The following is a 12,063-nucleotide window of genomic DNA, read 5'->3' as shown; positions in this document are numbered from 1 at the left end:
ATCATAATTCAGCGAGAAGACTATTCATCTCGAAATTTTCAGAGACGCGTTCGAGCTCTTCCCGCCTTGCTTTGACTGCCGCCTCTCTTGTCTTCTCCTCCTCATTCATTAAGTATGCCTCAGTCTGCCGATTGGCCCATTCAACATACCAGGGCATTTTCTCGCAGACTTCCCGGATACGTCCTTCATCGCGCCGAACCGCCCGAACCGTTATCTCCTTCCCGCTGACGGGATAGTGCTTCGGACCGCCTTTATATCCATCGGTGCTCCAGAAATCTTCAGGATGCGATCTGAACACCTTCTCCCAAACGCTTCCCGGCTCCCTATCAAGCGTGAACACGATATCCCCTGATTGCCACTTTTTCCCTACCAGGAAAACGTCCTTCCAGACAGCCGAAGAGTTTTCCGCCTCGTTCAACGCCTTTCGCAAACCATGCTGCTTGGAAGCTATCGCCTCCCGAGCGCCAATGTCTGAAAGCACCGCCTCCAAGGACGGGTACCTGTCTTCCACTCTCTGAGAAACCATCCGAGACACTACGTCGTCCAAAAACGCATAGGAGGCGTCAACTTCGGCGATTTTTTTGTACGATGAGCCTTGCGGAACTTCTCCAGTGAACAGCTCGTTTATGATCAATCCATAAGCATATTGATCCGTCCTCTGATCCGTTGCCCCTCCCGGCACCCTTTGCTCAGGGGCAGCATAAGTGAAGTTTGCGAGCCTTTCTGCGGAAACAGTTTCAACGGTCGCTCCCGGAATGTCGTCAACGATGTGAGCGATGCCGAAATCTGCCAACACCAAACGCTTCTTCGCGCTGTCGAACAGTATGTTTTGAGGCTTCACATCCCTGTGGACATTGTCTTTTGCATAAAACTTTTTGAGTCCCGACATCATCGTAAGAAGCAGGGCGAGATTCTCTTCCGCAGGAGACTCCTCGTCGTCCATTAGGCTTTTTAAGCTCTTGGCCATAAGCGGCATTACGTAAAAGGGCCGTTTGATATCGTCAGTGAAAATGAAGCCCTCGTCGACTGCGGTGATGATGGGCTCTCCGTCGACATTGCGACAGTACCCAACTTCCCGCAGGAAGCGTTTGGCCTTCCTGCTGCTCCTGGCAGCCTCTTTGCTCAAAAGCTTCAGAGCATAGCGCTTCCCGTTTTCACTTTCTACTTCATATACGGATCCAGCTCCGCCGCTGCCGATAGCCTGGATTCTTCTGTAATTGCTGGATGCAGTCTCGAAAACCTTTTTTGACGAATTAGGCCTTCCTTCGTTTCCGGCGAGATCATCTTTGACAAGATCGCTGATCGCGTGAATCCTTTCGATAGCGGCGCTGACCGAAAGCCAATCATCCCAGTCGTATTCCACGGCCCCTATCTGAGCCCGCGTATCCTCAGAGAGAAACCGAGAGTATACCGTCAGTCTCCCTTTGACCCCTTCGATCCAATCGCACCAATCGACATAGGCTTTCGAGTTCTTTTGACAATTGCCGTAACTGCCTCGAGCATCAATCTCTTCGACCAATGCCTTCAGAGATTCTGCCGCACCGTTTCCCATCCGACTTCCTTCCAGCTGATAACTAAATTTTGAGCCCTTACTCCTCAAACTCGATCTCTTCTTGGGTTTTCACGAACACTTCGATGCGGGACTCGACATCCACCTTGCTCACGAGCCAGCCCCTGAGGCTGCAACGCTGAATGAACTCCTCGATGCGGTTCTCGCCATCCAGCGCCTTGAAGCGCACGACCAGACCGAACCGCATTCCGTCCCCATCGTGACCGTTCAGGCGCTCCTTCGTCTTCAGGCTCATACCCCACAGACCGCTTTCGAAATACGCTTTGCGCGGGCGAAGGCGCTCAGAGAACACCTCTCCCACCTGCTTGACGTTGTTCCATTTTCCGAACTCGCCGCGAGCGGTCTCCTCGTAGAGGACATGAAGGCCCTCCTCGCCTTGCATGTTGTTGTCGACAGGTTGTATGCCCGACTCGCAAAGGCGGCCGAAATGGAAGTCCATCTCGGTGTTCGTGTAGTCGACGCCTTGATTGCGAGAGCAGTGCGGGAAGTAGCACAGCGTGGCCCGTGCGATGTAGGGGTGCTTCCCTTTGTGCAGCGGCACCGGGAGGTCGTAGTTGTATGTATCGTACGCCTCGGAAACGCCAGATGTCACGAATCTGATCTCGCCATCGGGCACATCGAGCACGTCGGCAATGCGCACAGGAACGATCCCGAATCCAACCGCCTCGAGCGGGCCTTCGCGACCCTCCCAATGAGTGGCAGAATCAATGAGAAGCGCTTTCGCTTCTTCGCGACTAAACCCCATAACTTGGATCAAATAGGCCATCTTCCGAGCAATCCAGGGCGCGGCGTATGACGTTCCCCGAACAAACTGAGCGCCTGTCGGAGAGCAGACGCGCATGAGCTTGCCAGCATCGCCTCCAAAGCAGCTCACGTCCGGCTTGCTGAAGAACTTGAGCACCGGGCCCGTTCGGTGGTACCGCGCCGGCCTGCCGTCCGCGTCCACCGCGTTGACCACGATGGAGTTAACGGAATCGGCGGGAGCTCCTATCCTGCGCGGCCCTTCCTGCCGACCAAGATTGGTTCCGGCGACGACGAATTGCACGTCGTACTCACACTGGAGCCGATCGAGCGCGGCGGCTTCGGGCGAGATGAAGTTCGGATGCACCTCCGCTTCGGCACCGAGAGACAGGTTCCACACCTTGATGTCCTGATTGCCGGATACTACCTCCTCGATCATGCGCACGACCTCGAACGAGCTGAACCGCCCTTGCGTCGCCACCCCAAAATGACGGACTTGGAACCTGCCGCACCCGTCGTCGAGGTCGGGGTTGAAAGAGGGGCCGTCGACAATGAGCGACGAAACCTCGGTTCCATGCTCGAAGTCCTTCGGCTGAAGCTCGATATCCTCGTCCAGCATGTTGCGGAATTCGACCCACTCGCTGAAGTAGACCCTCTCGTCGAACATGGTGTCTATGACCCCGATGACGGGCTCCGTACTGGGCGAGGGGATAGACAAGGGGGCGACGTCGTCCCGCCTCTCGAAGAAGTCGTCATGGGAGAGGCGCGCAAAATCGCTCACCGTCATCGCGATGAGGTAAGGCGCTTCATGCTGCACGCGCTTGACCTGATCTTTCGATAAGAGCATGGTGTTCGGGTCGATCGAGCGAATCGCGAAATCGTCGATGCCGATCCTTCTCAGCAACTCGCGAGTGTCCATTCCGGTGTCGTAGAACGTCACGACCGATCGATCGTCGACGTCCTCTCGGCTCAGCTCGACGCCGAAGCGCTCGACATAGCAGGCGTCCTTCACGATGTTCGCGAAAAGCGACTTCGACAGCTCGCTCGTTCGCAGCTTGATTTCGCCACTGTTGACCCGATCGAGCTTCTCCTTGTCGATCCAGCCGTTGAACTCCCCCTCCAGCACATGGGCGCACGCAAGCAGAAGGTCGACGGAGCGCCGGATCGACGCTTTTGACACACAATGGGTGATGACGTGCTTGGGCCCTTCTGCGTACTTCGCCCCTACGATCGTATCGTTCGGCCTGCGCCGCCCGTCTGCCAGCAGCTTGCCGAGGCGGTTGCTCTTGGCGATGACCCTCTTGTAGTAGACGCTCACAAGCGGTGTCTCCACCAACGAGACGCCGCTCCAGTAGTCGAGGATTCGAGCGAGGTCATCGACGAGTTTCCGCAGGTGGTCGGCGGTCACCTGCGCTCCTGCCGGGATGGTCGACGGCCCCGGCCGCGAGGAGTTGGGCTTTTGGTTGAACTCCCCCTTCAGCCTCAAGGTCTGGTTCATCAGGACTCCTTCAGCTCACGTGCGGCCGTGCTCTTGGACACGCCGCTGAGAATCTCAATTTCCCGCATGGTGAAACCTTGGGCCTGCAGCTCCTTCAGATCGTCGGGATCGCCTGCACCAACGGTCTTGTACAGTCTTCGCAAGTAATCGAAACTGTTCCCAACGTCGCTGAATGCGATGGACGTCTTCAGCAGGTTCTCCAGCTCCCCCGGGAAGGGGATCTCGGGCATACGCTGCATGATCTTCCGAAACAGCTTCATGTTGCGCCCTGCGAATTTGAACCTGTTGAGATAGCTGCCCAGCAGGGCCTCCGCCACGTCGAGCAGATCCTCGTGCGAGTAGCGGTTAAAATCGATAACGGAGTCGAATCGCCGCACCAGGGCCTTGTCGAATGAGTCGAACAGGTTCGTTGTGGCAATCAGCACGATTCGCTCGTCGAGGCCGTCGAGACCCTTGAGCACAGCGGTGGTCGCCCTGCCCATCTCCCGAACATCGTTCGAATTCGTCCGGTCGAGCGCCAGCGCGTCTATCTCGTCGAAAAGGACGACGACTTTGTCAGGATGCGCGAACCCATTGATCTCTCTGAACAACTCCGCAATGTTTTTCGCACTCTGACCAAGCCGGCTGTCAAGAAGAGCATCGAAGTCGACGGAGAACAGCTCGCGCTCAAGAATGCGCGCGATGTGCTTCGCAGTCTCGGTTTTGCCGGTTCCGGGAGATCCTTCGAAAAGGTACTTGTTGATGCCCGCATTGTGGCCGATGGCGTTGATGACGCCCTTCACATCATCGGCGATCACATCGGGAAGCGGCAGAGGCTTCGGCGAACCCGAGGCCTTCCGGAGATAAGCGGACTCACCGCGCACCTCCTGCGGCACAAACGCGTTCGCATCCGAGAGCAGCGCCATGATGTATTCCGAGAGCTGGATGTCGCCCGTTTTGTCGAACTCGCGGGCTATCTCGTAAGCTTCGCTGCGAAATCCCGCGTCGTTCTTCTCGGAGTAGTACCTGATAAGGTTGATGACGCTCTTCTTCTTCACCCACATCACCCCTTAGATTGCTTCCTTTTGGGATGATTATAGCATATGGGACACGATATTCCATTTTTGGGACACAAAAAGGAATAATTTAATAGTAGCATATGAGCAGAGAAGGGTGAGACGCTCCTCGGTTAGTCGTCAAGAAAAAAGACCTGATGGGACAAGGGAAGTAAAAGAAGGGGCTCAGTCAGCCCGCCACAAGTAAATGGGGCTTCTCCTACAATCAGATCCGAAACGCGAAGAAGACATCAAGGGCCTGAATTTGATGAAAAACTTACCTATTTACTGATATACAATGAGATGTAAGGTCCTTGTCGTTGTAGGCGACGCAAGCAAAGGAGCACGCCGTTTGCGCTTCTTCGAAATCATACCTTCCGACCTGTTCAGCTTGCTGGCCTCTCCCAACCGGGCCGTTTACAGCGACGCCTTACTCGTGCTGAACAGCGCCTTCCAAAGCGCTCTGAAGATCCCCCGCGAATCGTACACGCACATGCTCCGCGATAGCCTGGAGGAGCAGCTTTCCGCAATGGACTTCGCCGACGAGGAGCCGACCCCGGAAGAACTCTGCGACACGCAGGGCCGCGCACGCTTCCTCGTTCGCAGGCTCAAAGAAAAGGGCTGGATCGACTTTGAACGCGGCGAGGAATTCAAAGAGTACATCACCGTGCCGGACTATGCGATTCGCCTTATCGAGCTGTTCGCCGACCTTGTTGCCGACAAGCCCCTGAGGGGATTCTCATATGTGTACGACACGTATTCGTCGCTCAAATCTGCGTCGACAGGAAAGGGCCTCAGCGCCTCCGACACCCTCGGAGTGCTGTACGGGGCAGCCGAGAAAACCGAGCAGCTCATTCACCTGCTCAAGTCCGTCTACCACAACATAAACAACTACTGCAACAGGCAAACCGACTGCGACCATATCAACGACATTCTCAAAATGCACTACGACGATTTCGCGCAGCGTATTATCGAAATGTACGTGAAACCGCTCAAAGTGCGGGAGTCGGTGCCCAAATACCGGGTGAGCATTGAGAACGCGCTCGACAGCTGGATCGACAACGCCGAGGTGCTCGAGCAGATGGCCGAGGCCGCCGTCGCGGAATACGGTTTCGAATCGACCGAAAGCGCTCATGCGGACATCTTGAGGAAAATCTACTTCATCAAAGAGAGCTACGAGAACCTGGGGAGCGAGTACCTCGACGAGATAGACAAGAAGGTGGCGAAGTACACGCGCGCGACAACCCAGAAGCTGGAGAACCTCACCAACAAAGACGGAACAACCAGCGGGCACTTGAGTTACCTGATGATGCGCTTGGCAAGCTGCAAAGAGCGCGACCCTGCCAGCGCGCAAACGCTCGATTCGCTGCAGGACGCGTTTCAGCTGCAAGAGCAAGCCTACGTCGCGCAAGGCGGGCGAAGCCTGTACACCTCGCCCGCCTTGCGCGAGAGGAGCAAGGGGGATCTCGTCGCGCTCGAAGCCCCCGCCCCCCTGACCGCCGAACAGCGCACGCATGCCGAGGCGGTGCTGAATAACCCTTTCAGCAAGCAGGAGGTATACCGGCGCATGAGGGACGCGTTCGGAGCCAGGCGCGTGCTCCCCATAGCCGACATGCCCTTCGCCGACGACGACGACTACGTCGTCGCCCTTCTCGCGATCATGCATGCAGACAGCAGGGACAGCTTCTACCGGATAAAGTCCTCCGCAGGGGCGGCGGAAGGCGCTCCCGCATGCGGAAAGACGCCGGAGCGCCCAAACGATTTCGTGAAATCAGGCTGCTACAGCCTTCCGGACGTTTGCTTCGAAGTGAGAAAGGAGGCCGGCTAGATGGCCTATCCGGAATACGAGGAGCTCTCTTCCAAAGACAAGGACACGTTCACCTCCGCATGCAACCGCCTTCTTGCCGAAACGTTCGTATTGCGAACGCTGGTCAAGCCCGGTGGCGAGACAATCAACAACCCGGAATACAGCTTTCTTTCCCGTAACTTCTCCTTGGTGAGAGACTATCTCTCGCTGATCGACTGGGAGCTCGTCAGAGACGACTTCAACGGGTTCTTCTACGTGCGAAACGCTGCGCAGGCCAACAAGCTCGTGTTCAACAAGATGGCCACCGGCATCTTGTTGGCGTTGAGGCTGCTCTACGAGGAGAACGAGGGTCGCCTTGGCCTTGCGCAGGATTTGGAATGCAGCGTCCAGGAGGTGCTGGAGAAGGTGGTCACCGACTACGGCATACTCGGCAAGCGCCCCAATTTCCGCGACGTCGGGGCCTGCATGCGGCAGATGGACGCGCACAACCTGATCGCGCGGTTGGAGAGTTCGTACGAGAAGCCCACAGGGCGCTTCGCCATCCTGCCCACCATTTTGGCCGCTGTCCCCTCGGACAGGGTTCGAGCCGTCGTCGAGCAGCTCAGGGCCGAAGAAAACGAGAGCGACGGCACGGAGGCGGAAATGGAAGCGGAAGAAGGGATCGGCGAATGAAGAAGCTTTCCAAGCTGTTCCTCCTCAACTGGTTCTACTACAGCGTGCAGCTGGTCGAATTCGAGGATATTAACTTCCTGACCGGGAAGAACTCGGCAGGAAAGTCGACTCTGATCGACGCGCTCGAGATAGTCCTTCTGGGAGAAGCGAGCTCCAAGAACTTCAACAAGGCCGCCGACGAGAAATCCCAACGCACCCTCGAGGGATACCTGCGCACCGACCTTCCAAGAGAGCATCCGCATTCTCGCATTGGCAAGGAATTCAACTCCTACATCGTCTGCGAATGCTACGACGACGTCAAAGACAGCCGCTTCGTGCAGGGCGTTGTTTTCTCGTGCGGTCAAGACGGCTCCCATCGCCACGACTTCTTCACCTTCCGAGGCGCTTTCGACGAAAGCGTGTTCGTCACGGACAATCGTCCCCGCACGAAGACAGAGCTTCGCCAGGAGCTGAAGGATCGCTTCAGTACCGGCTACCGCATATACGACATCGACAAGAACTATCGCGAGAGCATCCTGGCCATGTGGAACGTTCACAACGCCCAGGTTTTCTCGCTTCTCAAGAAGGCCGTCTCCTTCCGCCCCATCCAAGACATCCAGAAGTTCATCACCGAGAACATCTGCGACCTCCCGGACCACCCCGACATCGCCTCCATGCAGCAGAACATCCGCGATTACCAGCGCCAGCTCGACATGGCGAAGAAGCAGGAGGAGAAGGAGCGGCGCCTTGTGGAAATAGGCAAGGCGTTCGAGGAATCGACGGCCTACGACGACCGGGAAGCCATCCAAGAATACCTGATAAAGCGCGCCAACCAGTTTGCCGAAGGCCAGGCCCTGTCTGCTTTGCGAGACGAGAAAGAGCAGGCGCAAGCCCGAATCGCCGAGCTGGAGAGCAGCCGGGAGCAACTCGTCGACATCGAAGACCGCCTCAGGGCAGAGTACCTCCGCTTACAAAACGACAAAGCGACCAGCGACGAAGGCCGGCAGCGGCAGCGCCTTGTGGAAGAAGCAGAGCGGCTGGAAGAGCGCATCCGCGAGGATCGCCAGCATCTTGCGCGCACCGCATCCAACATCGCGCAGGAGGTTCTCATGCTGCAAGGCTTCGATGCCTGGCTGCACGACACCGTCACCTGTGATTGGCTCGCCGCCGCCCGCCACAGCTCCCAAGCGGCCTTGGCCGCATTGGCGCCTTTCGAGAAGTTCGCCTTGCAAAGCTTCGCCATGCCGCAGACAGCCTTCGCCTCGTTGCTCGCTCCCCTTGCGGACTACCGTTCGGCATGCCAGAAGGCATACCATACCCTCGAGGCAAATCTGGAGAGAGCGCGGCTCGACGCGCAGGAAGCCGACGCGACGCTCAAAAAGCTCGGGGCCGGCATTAAAGACTATCCGGCAACACTCATAAACCTTAAGAGCTATCTGGAAGAAGAGCTTGGCGAAGAGGTGCCTATTCTGGCCGACGTCATCGAGGTGCCGAACGGACTGTGGCAGGGAGCGGTCGAGGGGTATCTGGGACGCAGGAAGTTCTACCTGCTCGTAGGTCCCGATCGCTACAAAGACGCGCAACGCCTGTTCCACGCCTACAAGAAAGCGAAGGGCACCAAGGGATATGGCCTGGTGGATATAAAGAAGCTGCGCAAACGCGAGCGGAGCGGGCATCGGCCTGATAGCCTTGCCGCGCAAGTGAGCACCGAAAACGAGTTGGCCCGCAGCTATGTCGACTACCTGCTCGGCAGCGTTGTCTGCTGCAACCGGGTAGAGGAGCTACGCTCGCATCAGGTCGCACTCACCGCCGAGGGAATGCTCTACCAGGGCTACGTGCTTCGCGCCCTCTCTCGCGAGCAGATGGGCGATGCGTACGTGGGAAAGCGCGCGGTAGAGCTTCGCAAGGCCGCCTTGGAAGAGGAACGGAAAGAGCGGCAGCGTGAAATCGAAGGATACCTTTCCTGCGAAGCCCCGTTGAAGCGGCAAGCGGAGTACGGGTTCGTGCTCTCCGAGCGCTATCTTGCGCAAGGAGCCCTGGAAGATAGAGAAAGATATGGGCGGTACCGCGAAAACGGCAAGCGCGCGCGGGCCATCGACGAGGAAATGGGGAGGATGGACTTCTCGTATCTGGAAAAGCTCGACGCCCGGATAGCCGAAGTGGAAAAGGAGCAGGGCGACAACCGCAAGGCGCAAGACGAAATCGTAGCCGATCAGGGAGAGCTGAGAGGCCGCGTGCGCGCCATCGAGGAGAAAGAGCTGCCGGAGAGGCAAAAGCGCCTCGACGAGCAGACCAGCGAGCTGGAAAGCCTGTTCGATGACGACTACCGATCGCAGACGGGAGAGCCACGCTTCTTGTCCGAACTTGCGAAGGAGCCCGATCCACTCGAGATCGCCAAGCGCTTTGGCCCGGCCCTCGGGCAGACCCGCACGGCGCAGCAGAGGGTGCGCGAAAGCCTCTTGCAGCTGCGCGAAGGGTACATTCACGAGTTCCAGCCCTGCTCGTTCAACCCGAATGCGCGGGACAACAAGGAGTTCGACGATTACCTGTCGCAGTTGCAGAACAGCGACCTGCCCAAATACCGTGCCAAGATAAAGGAGGCGCACGCGAGCGCCATAGAGCAGTTCAGAAACGACTTCCTTTCCAAGCTGAAGTCGAACATCGAAAAGATCCAGAGCACCGTGCAAACCCTCAACAAAGCGCTCAAGCAGATGGAGTTCGGAGACGACAGCTACCGCTTCCTCGTAGAGCGAAGCCCTGATTACGCCGAGTACTACGACATGATCATGGATCCTTTGCTGATGGACAACGAGGATGGCCTGTTCGCCACCGCGTTCATGGACCGTTACGGCGAGCTGGTCGATTCGCTTTTTAATATGATCGTGGTCTCGGATGACGAGGCGCTGAACGCGCGCAGGCAAAGCGAGCTGGCGAGGAACATCGCACGCTTCACGGACTTCAGAACGTACCTGCGCTTCGACCTGGAGACGACCGACCGCGAGGGCAAGAAACAGCTGCTTTCGAGGGAACTGAGCAAGAAGTCGGGAGGCGAGGTGCAAACCCCGTTCTACATTGCCGTGCTTGCATCGTTCGCCCAGCTCTACCATGTGAACGACCCCACTGCCGTGGGCAACACCATGCGATTGGTCGTATTCGACGAGGCGTTCAGCAAGATGGACGCCGAGCGCATCGTCAAGAGCATCCACCTTCTGCGTCATATGGACCTGCAAGCGATCATCTGCACGCCGCCCGACAAGATTCCCGACATATCGCCTGAGGTGGACCGAACGCTGCTGGTTTTGAAGGATTCGTATCGCATGCAGATCTACACGAGCAGGAAAAGTCACTCGGAACCGATCGAAGCGGCCGCAACGGAAGATGGGACGCGTTGATGTCGAAGGTTGTACCTGGTAGGAGCCTCGCGCCGCACTGCAAAGAACCCTTCCTGGAAGAATCCTTTGCAGTGCCCTTGCTCGACTTGCTTCTGGACAAATACGAACGCAGCAGCCATGCGCTCTCGCCCGGCGCGGGGACGCGGCGCGTCATGATCAACTGCATGACCGAGAAGAATCTGATCTACCGCTACGAGGATACCTCTGCCAAGGAAGCCTACAACGAGGCGGCGCTTGCGCTGGCTGCACGCGGATATGCGCATTACGAGTGGGCAAAGGGACAGAAGGGGCAGGTCCTGCAACGCATCTGGCTCGACCTCGATCGCGTCGAGGACGCCTACGCAGCGCTGGGAAGAAAGTCCTTGGCCGAGCAGTTAAAGGACTGCAAGCTGCGGTTGGAGGAAGTTCGAAGGTCGTGCAAGACGCCTTGGATCATCGCTTTTCTTGATGATCGGGCAGCGCAGCTCGGCAAGGGGAAGCTTACCGCCCTCTGCAAAAAGAGAGAAGCTTCGATGGAGGAGCTTCTGCGCGCACTCACAGTCTACGACGGTCTGGGCGGCGACGGCATTGCCCAGCGGGCATTCAGCATCGAGTGCTTCAACGACTCAAAGCATTTCGAGCGCTCTGTCCGGAGCGATTTTTTACACGTGGCACAGCGCTACTGCGCCGAGCTCATGGATGCTGACGCCGAGGAGTCCATGAGCCGCTCCGACTTGCTGGCGTTTCTGGGGATTTACACGAACCATGAGGTATACGAGTTCTCCGGCAGGGTTGTCATGGAGAGCACACAGGGAACCTGCGACTTCTCCCTCTTCGGCAGAGGGGGTGCGGCGTTTTCGAGCGATGCGCTCACCAACGACCTGGCTATCAGGCTTCCGGGGGTTCGCCAGGTGACGCTCATCGAGAACCTTGCGAACTACGACGCGTACAAAAACGCCCGGCGCGACCCGGACGAGGTCGTCGTCTATCACGGCGGGTTCTCCAGCCCCCGCAAGAGAAGGTTCTTCAGGATGATGGCCGAGCATGCGGAGCCGGAAACGCAATTCCGCTTCTGGGCCGACATCGATTTGGGCGGGATGAGGATGTTCCGCCTGCTTGCGACCGCCATTCCCCGTCTCCAGCCCATGCGCATGGCGGCAAGCGACGTCGAGTGTTACTACAAAAGCGGGCTGTCGCGGAGCGACGTGTACTTCCAGCAGCTTGAAGCGCTGATGAACCAGCCGGAGTACGCGCAGTTCGCCGAAACCATAGAGGCCCTACTGAAGCACCGCGTGACCATCGAGCAGGAGGTTATGCTGTGATGGCACAGATATGCCCGCGTTCCGGCAAAACCATACACAAGGCAAAGGACCCAATGTTCGACTACGAAG

At 57.6% G+C, this 12,063-nt stretch carries 7 protein-coding genes; 4 read left to right on the top strand and 3 right to left on the bottom strand.

The annotated features are described in order from the left end of the window. Window position 1 precedes the first annotated feature (1 nt). From LB310_RS07430 to LB310_RS07420, 3 genes are read right to left on the bottom strand one after another with little or no spacing between them, the layout of a single operon-like run. Complete coding sequence (locus LB310_RS07430; RefSeq protein WP_301154820.1) at window positions 2-1,552, bottom strand: serine/threonine-protein kinase; 1,551 nt, start codon at window positions 1,550-1,552, stop codon at window positions 2-4. A gap of 37 nt (window positions 1,553-1,589) precedes the next feature. Further along, window positions 1,590-3,809, bottom strand: a complete 2,220-nt coding sequence (locus LB310_RS07425; RefSeq protein WP_301154819.1) for a S8 family peptidase — start codon at window positions 3,807-3,809, stop codon at window positions 1,590-1,592. Continuing rightward, the gene (locus LB310_RS07420) at window positions 3,809-4,846 is read right to left on the bottom strand and encodes an AAA family ATPase (RefSeq protein WP_301154818.1); all 1,038 of its coding nucleotides are present in this window, start codon (window positions 4,844-4,846) and stop codon (window positions 3,809-3,811) included. Before LB310_RS07420 ends, LB310_RS07425 begins: the two co-directional genes overlap by 1 nt. Before the next feature lie 349 nt (window positions 4,847-5,195). Between LB310_RS07420 and LB310_RS07415 the strand changes: the two genes are divergently transcribed. From LB310_RS07415 to LB310_RS07400, 4 genes are read left to right on the top strand one after another with little or no spacing between them, the layout of a single operon-like run. Further along, window positions 5,196-6,671, top strand: a complete 1,476-nt coding sequence (locus LB310_RS07415; RefSeq protein ID WP_301154817.1) for a Wadjet anti-phage system protein JetA family protein — start codon at window positions 5,196-5,198, stop codon at window positions 6,669-6,671. Continuing rightward, complete coding sequence (locus tag LB310_RS07410; protein ID WP_301154816.1) at window positions 6,672-7,322, top strand: DUF4194 domain-containing protein; 651 nt, start codon at window positions 6,672-6,674, stop codon at window positions 7,320-7,322. It abuts the gene before it with no gap. Then, window positions 7,319-10,693, top strand: a complete 3,375-nt coding sequence (locus tag LB310_RS07405) for an ATP-binding protein (RefSeq protein ID WP_301154815.1) — start codon at window positions 7,319-7,321, stop codon at window positions 10,691-10,693. The genes LB310_RS07410 and LB310_RS07405 overlap by 4 nt, the downstream gene beginning before the upstream one ends. Further along, window positions 10,693-11,994, top strand: coding sequence for a Wadjet anti-phage system protein JetD domain-containing protein (locus LB310_RS07400; RefSeq protein WP_301154814.1), 1,302 nt, complete (start codon window positions 10,693-10,695; stop codon window positions 11,992-11,994). Before LB310_RS07405 ends, LB310_RS07400 begins: the two co-directional genes overlap by 1 nt. The last annotated feature ends 69 nt before the right edge of the window (window positions 11,995-12,063 follow it).

The organism is Gordonibacter sp. RACS_AR49, from assembly GCF_030418435.1.
Classification (GTDB): Bacteria; Actinomycetota; Coriobacteriia; order Coriobacteriales; family Eggerthellaceae; genus Gordonibacter; species Gordonibacter urolithinfaciens.
Note: the sequence above shows the minus strand (reverse complement) of the source record. Positions and strands in the feature narration are given on the sequence as shown.

Coding starts and splice junctions, on each gene's coding strand:
- LB310_RS07430 (WP_301154820.1), bottom strand. CDS start 1,552: ATGGGAAACGGTGCGGCAGAATCTCTGAAGGCATTGGTCGAAGAGATT.
- LB310_RS07425 (WP_301154819.1), bottom strand. CDS start 3,809: ATGAACCAGACCTTGAGGCTGAAGGGGGAGTTCAACCAAAAGCCCAAC.
- LB310_RS07410 (WP_301154816.1), top strand. CDS start 6,672: ATGGCCTATCCGGAATACGAGGAGCTCTCTTCCAAAGACAAGGACACG.
- LB310_RS07405 (WP_301154815.1), top strand. CDS start 7,319: ATGAAGAAGCTTTCCAAGCTGTTCCTCCTCAACTGGTTCTACTACAGC.
- LB310_RS07400 (WP_301154814.1), top strand. CDS start 10,693: ATGTCGAAGGTTGTACCTGGTAGGAGCCTCGCGCCGCACTGCAAAGAA.